The organism is Streptomyces sp. NPDC015532 (genome assembly GCF_043078065.1).
GTDB lineage: Bacteria > Actinomycetota > Actinomycetes > Streptomycetales > Streptomycetaceae > Streptomyces.
Genome location: NZ_JBIBSY010000002.1, coordinates 338,733 through 352,016, shown reverse-complemented (window position 1 = coordinate 352,016; position 13,284 = coordinate 338,733). Strand labels below are relative to the sequence as shown.

General features: G+C 66.6%; 16 protein-coding genes and 2 pseudogenes. 8 read left to right on the top strand and 10 right to left on the bottom strand.

Annotation, left to right across the window (positions count from 1 at the left end; all coding sequences use genetic code 11):
* The first annotated feature begins 80 nt into the window (after positions 1 to 80).
* Positions 81 to 305: a hypothetical protein gene (locus tag ACF07B_RS07960; protein WP_392178206.1), complete on the top strand. Its 225-nt coding sequence runs from the start codon at positions 81 to 83 to the stop codon at positions 303 to 305.
* Positions 306 to 672: 367 nt separating this feature from the next.
* Here the strand turns inward: ACF07B_RS07960 and ACF07B_RS07955 are convergent, their stop codons facing one another.
* Together ACF07B_RS07955 and ACF07B_RS07950 are read right to left on the bottom strand one after the other, a co-directional pair.
* Positions 673 to 852, bottom strand: coding sequence for a hypothetical protein (locus ACF07B_RS07955; protein ID WP_392178205.1), 180 nt, complete (start codon positions 850 to 852; stop codon positions 673 to 675).
* A gap of 369 nt (positions 853 to 1,221) precedes the next feature.
* Positions 1,222 to 1,380: a hypothetical protein gene (locus ACF07B_RS07950; protein WP_392178204.1), complete on the bottom strand. Its 159-nt coding sequence runs from the start codon at positions 1,378 to 1,380 to the stop codon at positions 1,222 to 1,224.
* Positions 1,381 to 1,709: 329 nt separating this feature from the next.
* Between ACF07B_RS07950 and ACF07B_RS07945 the strand changes: the two genes are divergently transcribed.
* Positions 1,710 to 2,066 (top strand): hypothetical protein, encoded by a 357-nt coding sequence (locus ACF07B_RS07945; RefSeq protein ID WP_392178203.1) that lies wholly within the window; start codon positions 1,710 to 1,712, stop codon positions 2,064 to 2,066.
* A gap of 397 nt (positions 2,067 to 2,463) precedes the next feature.
* Here ACF07B_RS07945 and ACF07B_RS07940 read toward each other — a convergent pair whose 3' ends face one another.
* Positions 2,464 to 3,084, bottom strand: a complete 621-nt coding sequence (locus tag ACF07B_RS07940; protein WP_392178202.1) for a hypothetical protein — start codon at positions 3,082 to 3,084, stop codon at positions 2,464 to 2,466.
* A gap of 180 nt (positions 3,085 to 3,264) precedes the next feature.
* Here ACF07B_RS07940 and ACF07B_RS07935 point away from each other — a divergent pair, with 180 nt between their 5' ends.
* Positions 3,265 to 3,498, top strand: a complete 234-nt coding sequence (locus tag ACF07B_RS07935; protein ID WP_392178201.1) for a hypothetical protein — start codon at positions 3,265 to 3,267, stop codon at positions 3,496 to 3,498.
* Positions 3,499 to 4,244: 746 nt separating this feature from the next.
* On the top strand, positions 4,245 to 4,433 hold the full coding sequence (locus tag ACF07B_RS07930) for a hypothetical protein (RefSeq protein WP_392178200.1): 189 nt from the start codon (positions 4,245 to 4,247) through the stop codon (positions 4,431 to 4,433).
* A gap of 116 nt (positions 4,434 to 4,549) precedes the next feature.
* Here the strand turns inward: ACF07B_RS07930 and ACF07B_RS07925 are convergent, their stop codons facing one another.
* From ACF07B_RS07925 to ACF07B_RS07915, 3 genes are all read right to left on the bottom strand, one after another.
* Positions 4,550 to 4,783 (bottom strand): hypothetical protein, encoded by a 234-nt coding sequence (locus ACF07B_RS07925; protein ID WP_392178199.1) that lies wholly within the window; start codon positions 4,781 to 4,783, stop codon positions 4,550 to 4,552.
* A complete protein-coding gene (locus ACF07B_RS07920; RefSeq protein ID WP_392178198.1) occupies positions 4,780 to 5,007 on the bottom strand; it encodes a hypothetical protein in 228 nt (75 codons plus the stop codon). Before ACF07B_RS07920 ends, ACF07B_RS07925 begins: the two co-directional genes overlap by 4 nt.
* 325 nt (positions 5,008 to 5,332) lie before the next feature.
* Positions 5,333 to 5,605 carry a hypothetical protein gene (locus ACF07B_RS07915; protein ID WP_392178197.1) on the bottom strand — a complete coding sequence of 91 codons (273 nt, stop codon included), beginning with the start codon at positions 5,603 to 5,605 and terminating at the stop codon, positions 5,333 to 5,335.
* A 621-nt stretch (positions 5,606 to 6,226) separates the two neighbouring features.
* On the opposite strand from ACF07B_RS07915, the gene ACF07B_RS07910 reads away from it, so the two are divergent.
* The 3 genes from ACF07B_RS07910 to ACF07B_RS07900 all read left to right on the top strand — a co-directional run bounded on the left by ACF07B_RS07910 (position 6,227) and on the right by ACF07B_RS07900 (position 8,249).
* Positions 6,227 to 6,703: a hypothetical protein gene (locus tag ACF07B_RS07910; protein WP_392178196.1), complete on the top strand. Its 477-nt coding sequence runs from the start codon at positions 6,227 to 6,229 to the stop codon at positions 6,701 to 6,703.
* Between the two features lie 182 nt (positions 6,704 to 6,885).
* Positions 6,886 to 7,362 (top strand): hypothetical protein, encoded by a 477-nt coding sequence (locus ACF07B_RS07905; protein ID WP_392178195.1) that lies wholly within the window; start codon positions 6,886 to 6,888, stop codon positions 7,360 to 7,362.
* Between the two features lie 152 nt (positions 7,363 to 7,514).
* On the top strand, positions 7,515 to 8,249 hold the full coding sequence (locus tag ACF07B_RS07900; RefSeq protein WP_392178194.1) for a hypothetical protein: 735 nt from the start codon (positions 7,515 to 7,517) through the stop codon (positions 8,247 to 8,249).
* A gap of 232 nt (positions 8,250 to 8,481) precedes the next feature.
* Here the strand turns inward: ACF07B_RS07900 and ACF07B_RS07895 are convergent, their stop codons facing one another.
* Together ACF07B_RS07895 and ACF07B_RS07890 are read right to left on the bottom strand one after the other, a co-directional pair.
* Positions 8,482 to 9,273: a hypothetical protein gene (locus ACF07B_RS07895; RefSeq protein WP_392178193.1), complete on the bottom strand. Its 792-nt coding sequence runs from the start codon at positions 9,271 to 9,273 to the stop codon at positions 8,482 to 8,484.
* 616 nt (positions 9,274 to 9,889) lie between these two features.
* Positions 9,890 to 10,015 (bottom strand): annotated as a pseudogene (locus tag ACF07B_RS07890) (XRE family transcriptional regulator); the annotation flags it as partial.
* Between the two features lie 351 nt (positions 10,016 to 10,366).
* Here ACF07B_RS07890 and ACF07B_RS07885 point away from each other — a divergent pair.
* The gene (locus tag ACF07B_RS07885) at positions 10,367 to 10,882 is read left to right on the top strand and encodes an SMI1/KNR4 family protein (protein ID WP_384238312.1); all 516 of its coding nucleotides are present in this window, start codon (positions 10,367 to 10,369) and stop codon (positions 10,880 to 10,882) included.
* A gap of 678 nt (positions 10,883 to 11,560) precedes the next feature.
* Here the strand turns inward: ACF07B_RS07885 and ACF07B_RS07880 are convergent.
* Positions 11,561 to 12,112 carry a hypothetical protein gene (locus ACF07B_RS07880; protein WP_392178192.1) on the bottom strand — a complete coding sequence of 184 codons (552 nt, stop codon included), beginning with the start codon at positions 12,110 to 12,112 and terminating at the stop codon, positions 11,561 to 11,563.
* Positions 12,113 to 12,572: 460 nt separating this feature from the next.
* Positions 12,573 to 13,172, bottom strand: a pseudogene (locus tag ACF07B_RS07875) (IS5 family transposase); the annotation flags it as partial.
* Between the last annotated feature and the right edge of the window lie 112 nt (positions 13,173 to 13,284).

Sequence of the window (13,284 nt, the reverse complement as noted above, 5' to 3'; positions counted from 1 at the left end):
GGCCGCGCTGTTGCCCAGCCGAGCAAGATCACGGCTCCCGGCCCTGGACTACCGGGCTCCGCCCAAGGATGGAAAGCCTGATGAGTCGCTACGAGTTGAACGAGCGCGAGGCCTTCGTCGCCATGTCGCGGTTCGTGTGGCAGTTCGCGAACCGCGCTGGGGACGACCTTCTCACGCTCCTGGGCGACATCAGCATCGAGGCAGACGGCGGGACGACAGACCCCGCTGCCTGGGAGGACTGGATGAGGTGCGTTCGTTCGGTCGTCGACGGCACAGAGGACCCAGCAGGCGGGTCGGCAGGATAAAGGCCCGCAGAGGGCCACTCGTGGACAAGATCGCGATCTACAACTGCCGTACTAGCGCCCCTTCTTCTTCACCCAGGCGAAGGCAACGAGAGCTATCGGGAGCCAGGCGACAGCCAACCCGGGGCCCGCGACAAAGGCGGCGAACCTCCACTCCAATACAGTGCCGGTCGGCAGGGTGCTGAGGCAGAAAACACTCTGAACCGATCAGGGTGACCATGTAGAGGCTCAGAAGTATTTTCGCCCAGTCGGGCCAGTGGTCCACGGCGGCAATCTTGCCAGGTCCTGCGGTGAGGCCAGTGCCGGAAGACTGCTTCTGATCATTGTTGTCCAAGGGGGCCCGTATGTTGCCGTAGGGGCCCCTGCGGCCTTAACGCCAGCGGTGCTGGATCCCCAGCACGACCAGGCTCACGCACGCCGAGCCCGAGCAGTACGCCAGGCCGAGCATGAACCGCCGACCCATGAGCCGGAGCGTGCGGCGCCCCCTGGCGCCCAGGACTTTCGTACGGCTTGGCTCCTGCTTGCCGGAGCCGGTCGTGTCACAATGCATGGGAGTTTCCCCTTTCGTGGGAGTCGGAAGAGGGCCCCGTCCCGGCGCTACGGTCGGGAAACCAGCCGGGCGGGGGCCCTTTCGTTTCTGTCGTCCACTCTAGGTGCCCTGTCTCACCCGTAGTGGAGCGATAAACCCGCTCCGCCCGTACTGGGCGCGGAAGTTGGAAACGGGAACATTGTGAACTGGACCTGAGGTTGACCAACCCGGTGATCCACATTTACCCCCGTTGATCATTCGGTGGCCGAAAAAACCTGGCCCGAATTCATCCTTTCCTCAACTGGCAGGGCCGATATTCCGGTTCGTACAGGCCTTTGCGGCGTTACCGGCGGGGGAGTTGACGCCGGGCCGGGGAAGGCGTGTTGGCGGTCACGGCTTCAGGAAGACGGCCAGGGCCGTGAAGGTGGCCAGGGCGACGCCGAGCGCCGGAACGAGGCCCGGGTAGAGCACGGCGATCAGCGCGACGAACGCGGTACCGATCAGCAGGACGGCGACGGTGAGGCGGTCCTGGCGGGGGTCGTTGGGCATGTGGTCCTCCTGTGGATCGAGCGAAAAGGTGGCCCCTCCGGACACCGGGCAAGTGGGGCAGTTCGGTCGATCCGTGTAGTGGGCTGCTCACGGGTGATGGACAGCAGCGGCAAAACGCCAGCGGGCCAGGCCGGCCGCACAGCCGGTCGTTCACCCCTTCCGGGCGCGCGCAATGGCAGCCAGCCGCCTCGCGCGTTGTGCATCCCGGTGGCGTCCCCGATCGGTGGGCCGCGCTGAAAGGCTCACTGACACCAAGTCGCCCCGAAAAGTGACCGCGTCACGCCGGCGCGGGCATGACGATCACTGCCCGAGTGGTGAAGACTGGACAGATGCGTCACGATCCCGGCGGACTCCTGTTCATAGCGCTCGGTCTCGTACTTGTCGCCGCCGGCTTCGTCTGGCGGGGACGTGTCCTGCGCCCTCTCTCGGTGAAACGGGCCCGGGCGGCCGTGATCCGGGACCGTTCCAGAAACCTGCTGCGTTCGTCGGACATGGCGATCGCCGAAGCGCGCCGCCGGGCCGCGCGGGGCGAACCGGCCATCGTCACGGTCGGGGACGTGACCAGGGTGGCGTGCCAGCACTACGGACACCTCTTCGTGGAGCGCGAAGAAGCAGCTGCCGCACTCCGCCAGCGCTATGAGGCCGCCGACTGCCGGGTGGACTGTATGACCGACGCTTTCAACTGACTGCCTCTTCGGCGAGTGCTTGAGACCAGGGGATGCCAAAGCCGTCATCTGATCGGTGGTCACACTGAAAGGGCCCACTGCCTCTTGGATCTTCAGCGCCGTGATCCTGGGCATCGCCGCCCTGCTGACCGGTCTGTCCGTCCGGGGCCCGTACCCGGGCCACCGCCCGGCCATGGCTGCTGACTGACCATCCTGGCGGCGCGGGCGACCCGCCTTGCGACGGGTAGGGCTGGCGGGCCCGCACACCCCCTGCCACAACGCTTGTTGCTGACCGGCAGGAACGACCGCAGCCGTTCCCACTCCGCATCACTCAGATCACCCCGCCCCATGTCCATCCCAACGCCCTTGAGGCGAGGCAGTCACGTGATCGACCCGGCGGGGCCGGTCCAATCTGGGGTTACTCCTGTCGGGGGCCGATGACGGACTCGCCGATCTGCTCCGCCAGCCAGGAGGCGTGCCGTTCCTCAGAATCCCTGTCGTGGTTTCTGCGGAGGACGTGGACGAGCACAGTATGGTCATCGGCGCGCTCGTCGAGACTGGTAGTACGGCAGTTGAAAAGCAGCGAAACCCGGGCGTTGTTGGCTTCGCCGTAGATGTTGCTGTCTGGTGCGTCGGGCCAGGTCAGACCGGAGCACCAGATCTCGCCGATGTTCGACCCCACCAAGGCGGCGAACTCTTCCTCGATGCTGCCCACGGGCCGGTACTCCATCGATGCCCAGAGCGGCAGGTGCGGGGACAGGAAGTCCGGATCATCGGAGAGCTCGGGCGCATGGACACCGACGTGCAGACCCGTCGGGTCGGAGGGATCCCGTGCCCAGTCCTCGACGTCCTCCTTCCTGAACCAGGAATCGGGCAGCGCATCGCGTATCCGCAGCACTTCCCGGACCGTCCGCAGCTCGACGTCCACCGACACCTGCGCATGCTGCGGGTCACCGACCTCCACAAGCTGTCGCGCCACGCGCAAAGCCACTGCCGGGTCGGTGGTACGGAAGACGGGATACGAGGCCGGGTTGGACATGCGAGCACCCTGCCACAACCGAGAGTGGGCGAAGACCCATGAGCAACCCCCCGGATACAGCTGCGCCCGGCCGGGGAGCGTCCGGCCGGCGCGCAGCGGGGTGTGCCCCTATGCGTTTGGTCAACGTCGAAGGCCAGTAGGTTCGTGTGGTCGAGGGCGGGTCGAACCGTAGGGGTGTGCATGGGTGATAGCCAGGTCACGATCAAGCTCACGAGTGACGAGGCACTGGTGCTGTCGCACTGGCTGGAGAAGCTCCAGATGACGGACCTGAGCCAGGTTGTGGACGATCCGGCGGTCTGGGCACCGATCCATAGGATCGCCGGAACGCTGGACAAGGCGCTTCCTGAACTGTTCGCATCCGACTATGACCAGCGGCTTGAGGCGGCTCGTCAGCGGCTTCGGCCGGAGGACTGATCGGGGCTGAACTCCTCACCTGGCTGAAGCGGGTTGGAGTTTGTAGAAGCGTTGGTGTCAGCCGCTGATGTCAGCCCGTGGCGGCCTTGGCCTGATGAGCTGGGGCTGTGTCAGGGATTCCCCTGGAAGCTATGATCCGCTGCCGACCTGCCGCTTCCGGCGTGTCCAGGCGGGTCTTTCGAGGGGATGACGTGATCAAGCCAGTACGCAAGGTTGCCGGGATGGTCCTGGTGGCAGCTGTCGCTGTTTCCGGGTGTGGCGGCGCAGAGTCTGAGGGAGCGAAGTCCTCCTCGGATCCCACGTCGACGGCAAGCCCTGGCAGCAAGGCCGGCACACCCAGCGCTCAGGCCGTCGGAGGCGAGGCTGAACCTCCACTCGATGGCCGTTGGCTCTACCCCGCCTGGGATAACGGCGGAAGCGCCGTCATCCTCCTTATCGACGGCCAACAAGTCGAACTGAACGGCAAACATCACTGTCGAGGCAAAGCCTCCAAAGAGGCTGGACTGTACGTCATCAGACTTAAGTGTGGTGACGGCAATACTGATCGGACTGTAGGGCGGGTGTATGGGCTGTCACGGAAGTCCATGACCGTCGATTGGGAAGGGTTCGGAGCGGACGCCTTCTTTCAGCAGAAGCCCGCGGCCAGCAAGGCGCGCACGGACGCGTAGGGCCACCAGCCTGTGGTCGAAGACGGTGAGGGGTTGTCTCCGAGACTTTGGGCGGGAGTTGCCACCGGGCGAGTGATCATGGCCCCGCAAGGCGTCGACGGCGACACGGTCAGGCCCGGCGCCTGGTTCGCCAAGGCCCGCGCCAAACACCGCGACGGCCGGCTCCCCGAGGCTCACGCCCGCCTGGTCGCCGTGCTCTTCGACGACGACTGGACGACCGAGGGCGCCGTCCCGGCCGCGGGCGGCGTAGGCGCATGCCCACCGTGACTGAGCCCAACGCGACGCCGCTGCTCAGGCCTCGTTTTAGGAGACGCACCGGCAAGGCGGTCAGCGCCCAGTTCGCTCGGCTATGGGGAGGTTGTTGTCACCGCGGCTTGAGACGGTCAGCGGGGAGTGAGGCAGGCTTCGAGGGCGGCTCGCTGTTGCGGCGGCAGATGGTCGTCGAGGGGGACTTTGCGGGGGCTGTGATCGCCCTCGCAGAGCCAGCTCTGTTCATCTTCGTCGAACCACCAGTCCTCGGCGCCCCACATGGGGTGTCCCCGGAGCAGGTGTCTGGCCAACGCCTCGCTGGCCTCGGGCGCGCCCTGGGCGACCAGAGCCTCGACCACTGCCGTCACGGACTCCTCCGCAACCGCCGCGTCGCCGAGAACCGGCAGCAGTAGGAGGAGGCGGGCGTGAGATTACACAGCCCCGGGCCGATGCGGTCCTGATCGTCGCTGGACAGCACGAGATCCTGGCTCCAGTCGGGATGGGTGAGGAAGTAGTCCCTGGTCGTGAACTCCTCGCCGCTGTTGAAGTGCACGACGATCGCGAAGCCGCCGGCCAGCGGCACCGTGAACATGGGCCACGCCGACGGGTCGTGGAAGTGTGTCCAGCATGGCGTCCGCATCGCCCGCGTCCGACGCGAAGGCTTCCGGCGTGAACCCCTCAATCAGGCCTGCCAAGTACGCAGGCCAGAAGCCCGGTTCATCCAGGAGTGGGTGTCCGTCCACGACGGGCGACGAGGAGTACCAGTGCCGTGCCATCACCATGACGGGATCCTCTCCAAGCCTGGTCAGAACTGGTCGAAGACCCCGCCCGCCCCTCACAGACGACCAGCTTGAGGGCATAGCGAGGTGTCTCAGCCGCAGTCCGCCGGCCTCGTTGTCCTGCACACCGCTGGGAACCTACTGGGGTTCGGTGCGGGCAGGTTCGGGGAACATTGAGGGCTTCGTGAGTGGCGAGCCCTTCAGGCACGGAGTGTTCGCGAGCACGTTCGTCTCGCCGGAGCCCTTCACGTAGGAGACGAAGATGGTGAATTCCCCGAACTTGCCCGGGGAGGTGTATCGCCTTCTGTTGTCATGGATGCGCCATCCGCCCATGGTCCAGCCCTGCTTCTGGAGGTCGGATCGGACTTCCGGGCCGACGTCCGAAGACCCGGCCCCCGGAAGGATCGACATGGTTACCGTGTGTCTCGCGGTGCCCGGATCCTGGCAGTCAGGAGCGGTCTCCACGGCGGGATGCACGGCGCCGATCGGGGGCCGTCCTGACTTCCACGCGGCCGTGGTCACCTTGAGCAACAGCTCGTGGAGGCGCTCATCCGCTTGGTCGAGCGTGGTGACCGAAGTCAATGACTGCACGGTGGCCGGAGTCGATGACTGCGTGGTGGCCGGAGTCGATGGCTGTGCGGTGGAGGTGGGGGAGGCCTGTGAGTCCGAGCAGGCTGTGACCAGGGCGAGAGTTCCAAGAGCGGCACATATGGATACTCGACGTCGACGCACTGTTTCCCCTAGATGATCGCAAAGAGAGCTGATGGTATCTCCAGAGGTCCGGCCGGGCCGTGGGGCTTCCTGGGGGCCGCCCCAGGCTGGCCATCACTACTCGAACCCGGTGGTTGCCTTGCTTCAGTGGTGACCTGGTCGATGATCGAGTGCCGCACGCCCTCGGCGTAAGCCGACGCCCTGGACGGCATCCTCTTCACCCGCGGCACGGTGATATGGACGGGCCCCAGGACCCGGAAACGGGGCTGAAGCCAGCAGGATCTGCGTTCTCGGTGACGTGAGGGGCCCCAGGTTCCGACGATGGCGGCCTGTCCGAGGACGACGTTCGTTGAACAGGTCGACGGGCTGATCGAGCGCTACCAGCGCAGGACGCCAGCACTGCGGCGGATCGTGGAGGCTGTCGCGGTGGCGCTGGCCGGCTCTGCCGGGGCACGGCTGCTGATGGTGCTGCATCGTCTGGGGCACCTACGCGGCCGAGAGCTCACCGGCTCCGAGAAGATCAAAGCGATCAAAGCGCTGAGGAGTCAGAGCGAGGCCGCCAAGAAGGACGGCACCGCACAGGCCGGGAAGACAGGCCCGTGGCCATCCGTCGCAGAATCCTTCGGAATCGTCGCCACCGTCCTCATCGGCATGCGTGCCCTGGCCTGGGCCGTGTGGGACGTTCCCTTCAACGCCCCACACTGGTCCGACGTGCTCTTCGTCGTACAGCTAGCCTTCGGCGTCGCGCTGGTCTCGCGCGCCTACAAACGCCGGCGGGACGCCTCGCCTCTCAGGTGAAGGCCCGTGCGGGAGGCCGGCCGCCTGGGTGGGGTGATGCTGTGCAGCAAGTCAGCCTGCACCCCTCCTTCGCTTCATGATCGGCAATCCTTTACATTCTCCACACGCTGAAGCCGTGAGCGCACCGCCCGGAGTGGCCGGTTCAGATGTCTGGAACTTGAGGGAATATGGCTAGATCTGACATGGATGACGGGGTGTTGGGGTGCCTTGGCCTCATCGGCATCGCCGTCGCGGCCGCGGTCTGCTGGTTGCTGTACGAGGCCGTCCTGTGGGTTGTCGCGGAGTGGCGGTGGGCCTGGTTCGTCGGGTGCGCAGTGGCGGTTCCTTGCGCTGCCTACCTTCTGGTTCGCGTGTGGGGCGAACAGTGGCCTTTCGATCCCATGGATCACGTCGAGGTATGGGTCACTGCGGTGGCCACCGCTCTTGCCGTGTCGACATCGTTTGTCGTGCTGGTCGAGGGGTGGCCGACCGCGGTCGTTGCTCTCCTGGTGGCAGCGGGTAGCGCGGCGGGAGTCGCCTACCTGCCGTGGTGGCCCGAACTCGTGGGAGGACCTGCCGTGTTCGCCCGCAACGCGGCTTCATCCACAGGTATCCAGGGGGCTGGAGCGAAGGAGCGCAAAGGCCGTACAGCGGCTCGCGAAAACGGCGCCAGGCTGTGAGGGCGGTGTGCTGCCGGTCCGCGGGACGACGGGATGCCCCGCACACTGACCGACTGCGGATGCGGGCCGATGGTGGCCACCGTGCCGCCGCCCACACGTCCCGAACCGAACTGCCGCCTGCCCCTTGGGCCTCGACCCCCTCTGGAGTTTGAGTGTTCCGCATCTCCTTCCCGCCGCCGGGCCGCAAGCGCCGAGTCGGGACACTCCTTGCCGTCGTGTGCGCCAGCACGCTGGTAATCGTTCTCGGTGAGCCGTCCGGGAACGACCCGGCCGCTGCCGCCCCGCAGGCGGCGCGGCCCACCCCCGTCGTTGAGCCTTCCCAACCGTCGGTGGAAGCCAGCCCTGTTGAGCCGTCGGCCGCCCCCACGCCGACTCCGACTCGCACGCCGCCGGAACAGCGGCTGGATGACCTCTGGCATGACAAGGGCTGGGATCTGTCGGACTATTCGGCGTCGGAATTCGTCCAGGACGCCTGTGACATGGCGGACCAGACGGATTTCCTGCCCGAGCAGGTGGGCGAGAGCGTGCCGCAGGCCCTCGCGATGCGCGCAGCCTCCCAGAAATCAGGCGCTGAGGCACTGCGTGCAGGGGTCCCGCTGCTCTGCCCGAAATGGGCCAAAGCCTTGAAGAAGAGTCTGTCCGGCAGGTACGACCGCTGGATCACGGACGACACCTACGACATCGGCACCAGCCCGACACAGATCCCCCCGGGCACCTACCGCACCGAGGGAGACATAGCCGACTGCTACTGGGAACGCACAGCGGCGAATGGCGACATAATCGACAATGGCCTGGCCAACGTAGCCCGCAAAATCACCGTGCACATCAGCGCCACTGACAGCACGTTCACTTCGGAGGGCTGCGGCGTGTGGACGCCGGTCCACTGAACCACGGCAATACCTCCCGCCGCCCGGCCATCGGCGTTCGCGAGGCGGCCAGCACGGCGCGGGATGGCGCCGGCGTTTCCAGGACTGGCGCCCCTACGTGTGGAACAACGACCGTGACAGGGCCACCCTGCGCAACGAGAATGACCGCTGCACTGGGCCGTCGCCAATTCCACCGCGAGCCGAGCTGCGTGGAAGCCTCCGACGATGCCGCCGCTCTCGGAGGCTTCCCCGGCTAGCGGGTGGCGTGTGCTCCCGTGCTCAGTACTTTCACCTGGGCCGTCACGATGTCGCCGGGCACCTTCGGATAGATGCCGGCGCGAGGAATGGTTTCCATGGCGTTGAAGATGGCGACCGTGGAACCCGAGCGGATGACGACGACACTCTCGGGGATCTGGATCGGGTCCTTCCCCGGCGTCTTCATCAATCCGGTGAGGCGGAAGGACACACCCCCGTCCCCGGTGGACGGCTCGCGGGTGGGCGATACCTTCTCAGCACCTCCGGTAAGCGTTGACGAGGTGAAGGCCCTGCAGGTCCGCAGGGCCGTGCGGAGTTCGTCGACGACCCGGACCGCGTCTTGGTTCCGGTAGGAGACCAGGTAGAACGTAGCCAGGCCGTTCTTGCTCTGGGCCATGCGCATCACGCTGGCGACCGGCGTGAACCGGCTGCTGCCGGCGAGAGCACTGTTGACCGGTCCGCATGCCGAGGGCTGTGTGGCACTGTTGGGGACCGCGTGGACCACACCATCGCCCACGCCGTCCGCGCCCACCCCGATCGTGTTGACGCTGACCCCGGGAAGGTCGCGCTCATCGAGGACCGCCTCTTCCAGCCGGTCCTGAACCAGCACCGGAACACGGGCGGCCGACTTCTTCGTCTTCGAGGCCCCCGAACCGTCCGCTTGCTTACCGCTTCCGTCGGCCGGCGCGTGCGCGGCGGCGGAGTCCTCGGCACCACACCCCGTCGCCCCGAGAACCAGAGCCAGGGCCGCAGCACCGGCTGCGCATCTTCGATAAACGGCGTTGATCACTGCCCACTTCCGGATCATGTGTGTGGAGAGGCAGAGTACGGCCTTGACCAGGCGATTCGATCACGAGGTCGGATACTTCGGTGACGACTTTCCAGGGACCGCCTCCACTTCGTGCGCTGCCCCGACTTTGCCAGCCCGCCCCGGGAGTTCTGCTCCCTTGCCGCAGCCGCGCCCAGACCCTGTGCGCCAAGGGCCTGCTGCCCGGCGGCCCTGACCTTCTGCTCCCGCGCCCCGCAGGCAGCGCTTGGACCTCCCTGACGGCGCGGAGATCGTGGATCTCATCGCCCGGTCTCCCGGGTAAGCGGGGTTCGGTGGCAGAGCGCCGGGCGCTGATCTCCGACTCCTGTGGGCGGGCAGGGCAGCCGGTCAGGTCCGTCCGTCTGTCCCGGACTGCCTTGCCTACAGCTCGAACCGGAGGTCGACGAGGTCTTTGAGGTGGACTTCGAGGCCGTGGGCACGGCGGCCCTTGTCGCGGAAGTAGACCTTTCCGAGGGCTCGGCGGAGATCTGGCGGAGGTCGTCCTCGTCGGTGCCGTCCTGCTGGGCCTGGAGGAGGGGGCGGCGTGATGGGGCGGGAGGGGGAGGGTGAGGTGGCGGACGCGGGACTGGGCGGTGCTGCCGGCGGGGGCGGTGTAGCCGAACCGTCCCTGGACGTCGATCATGATGCCGCTGGTGGTGGTGGCGGCCTGCTTGGCTCTGGCCCTGATGTGCGGCTGCCAGCGGGCGAGGACCTCGCCCCCCAGCCGGTCGGCGAGCTGCGTCCGGGGGGTTTTGATCTGGTTGGTTCACATAGCGTTCGACGGTGCGCTGGCTGACGCCGAGGAGTAGGGACTTGGCGGCCACGTCCAGGAGCAGACCGCCGACCCCGTAAACCAGTCACCTGCCCGTCCGCGTCGGCATCCAGGAGCAGCAGCGGGCCGTGCCCGTACGCGTGCCCGGCATCGTGCGTGCGCACAGCTGCCTTCGGTACACCCGGACGCCGCGAGGCCGGACCGGACGGCGCGGCAGCGCCGGACGAGGCGACCGGGCGGCAGTGCTGGCTCAGCTATGTTCGTCGTCGTTGGTCAACGCGGCGTGCGAGCAGGGTGGGGTATATGTCAGAGCTTGACGAGCTGAGGCGGCTGTTGGGAGAGCCGGCACCGAGGCCGCACTCGCCGAGCGACTGGGCTGAGGTTGAAAAGTACCTCGGCTCGTCGTTGCCGACTGACTACAAAGCCTTCATGGACGCCTACGGCAGCGGGATCATTTCTGAAGAGCTCGTGGTCTTCCACCCCCAAGGATCCACCCCGCTCCTGCCGCACATGCGTGAGATCCACGAGCGCGCCAGCCGCTCCCGCAAGCGGCGCCCGGACGACTTTCCTCACCCGTTCCACCCTGAGGAAAACGGTCTCATCCACTGGGGGTACGACTTCGGCGGGGATGAGCACTTCTTCCTGCCATGCAGCCCTGATCCGAACCAATGGAAGGTGGTCACAGCCGTCCATGGATCCAGCTGCGTGACCTTCGACGGCGCGTTCCTCGCCTTCATCCTGGACTTCGTCACGAACCTTCAGTTCATGGACGAAGCGGGCAACATCGGACCCGCGACACCTAGCTTCGAGTCCGCCTGACCTTGGCATCCACACTCACGCACGGCAAGCGCCGTAGCCATCACGCAAGTGCGGTCACAGGCCGACCTGAGCTGGGGTTGGCAGAGGTTCAGGAGCCAGAGAGGCTCCTGAAGTGCGAGTTCAGTGATCGTGGGTCGGTGCGCCCCGTCCCGGCATCGCGTTGCCTGCCAGGTGTTCAACCTCGCCCGGCAGATCCGCCAAGGGACCGAATGCGCCTGGCCGATGACCGACCGGCCTTCCTCTGGTCTGACTCGGCAGCCCGCCGTCTGCCCGGCCCCCAGGGGGCCGGGCCCTGCGGGGACGGTCGCTGAACCGTCCTGCTGCACTGCGTAGGGCGGTCACGGCTTCAGACGGCCAGGGGGCCGTGAAGGTGGCCAGGGCGACGCCGAGCGCCGGAACGAGACTCGGGTAGAGCGCGGCGATCAGTGCGATGAACGTGGTACCGATCAGCACGACGGCGGACTGTGTGGGCACCGGGCGTCTTGTCGGGCAGCCTTGCAGCGTTCTCGCTTCACCAACGGGCCAGCGCCTGCAGAGCCTCATTGGGCAGCAGGCGCTTGGCCATCTCCCGGTCCACCGCATCCGCCTGGTCTTGCCTGCTCACGGCCCGCACCCTATGGATCCTGCTCCCTGTACTGCCCCGCAGGGGACAAGGGGCTAGAAGCGGGGCAGTACCTGTCAGAACTGGGCGAGTTCGCTGGCGTAGCAGTCGCTGCACATATCGGTCCCGAGAGCGAAGTTGACGGCCCGCTGGCAGTAGCCGCAGATGCCTTCGAGCCGGTGTACGCCCCACAGGCAGAGCCACACCTGACCGGCAGGGTCGTCGGCGGTCTGGGTCAGTACGACGCAGTCCTCATCGGCCAGGCACTCGGAGCATTCGTAGGCCGGCGGCGGGCCGCCCTGGGTGACCGCTTCGTAGCGGCTTCCCATGCCGTGGGCCTCCAGCGCGTCTGTGAAGCTGTCGTACGTCTTGCCGCACAGCAGGCAACTGCCGAGCGAGCCGACTCCGTCGGGGCCAGCGGCGAGAATCGTCGCGAAGTGGCCGCAGGACAGGCAGCGCAGCGTGTGAGTGCTGGCGGCCTCCAGATGCTCGGTCAGCGGGCCGAGGCGGCGCTCGACCAGGCCGCGGACCCGGACGACCAGCGGTCGGATGGCCTCCCGCAGCTTCCACGCCTCTGCGGCCGCATCACTGGTCTCGTTGGGCAGCAGTTCCTCGTCGATGAAACGCATCAGAAGGTCGAGAACCGGTATGGCCCGTGCCTCTACAGCCACCGCGGTGTCGGAGGCACCGAAGTGGGTGAGACGGTTGCGCAGCTTGACTAGAGCCTGTCTCTTTGACGGTAGGAGACCACACTCAGTCCAGGGTTCTTGAGCTCCGCTGCGATAGTTGCGCAGCAGCGTGACCCGTGTGAAAGGGGGTAATTAGTGGTTGTGTGCACTCGATGCAACGCAGGCAAGGTATCGGCGTTCCATCTGGTCAAAGACGGTCGCCGCCTGTGGGTATGCCACGAATGTGATGCCGTGTGGCTCGGTAGCGCCCCGCCCACGGGTTCTCCGGACGGCACGCTTTACCAGTTCGTCGAAGCCTATGGAGGGCCGGGCACTCCCACGGACTGGGAGCAGATAGAGGTTGTTGGTGAGTGATCCGGAGCAATGGAGTTGAGCCCAGAGCTACTACTTTGGGGATCCACTATTGGTCTGGACGCGGCCGCGTCCAGATGAGGATGGCGGCGAGGTGTAGTGCGCCCTGGTAGGCGATGGCGAGCTTGTCTGTTCGCATGGCCAGGCCGCGCTATTGCTTGAGACGGTTGATGCATCGTTCGACGGTGTTCCGCTGCTTGTATGCCTCGGCGTCGAAAGCGGGTGGTCGGCCGCCGTTTCGACCTCGGCGGAGACGATGGCCGACCTGGTCGGAAGGTTGGGGGATGACGGCACGGATCCCGCGCCGACGAAGATGGCTCCTGATCGCACGGGATGAATACGCACGATCGGCCAGGACGGCATCCGGCCGAGTCCTCGGTCTTCCGGGCCCGCCCCGCGGGACGCGGATGCCGGCCATGACGGCCTCGAAGGCCGATGCGTCGCCTGCCTGGCCTGCGGTGATGCGAACCGCGAGCGGCCGGGCACGGATGTCGCTGGCCAAGTGGACTTTCGTGCTCAGACCGCCTCGGGAGCGTCCGAGTCCGTGATCTTCGGGTTCGCCTCGTTCCGGTGCCCCCGTTACCTTCTTCGTGGCCTCGCGATGAGGCTCCCGGCCTTCGGCCCCGGCATGACTTCGCCCCCTCGTCGACGATGATCGAAAAAGTGGTGTCACCGGGATCGAAGGCATTGGCAGACCGCTGATTAGAGGCTCGAGCGCCGAACCCGGACCGGGGAAGGCAGTCTCTTCGTAACGTGGATGC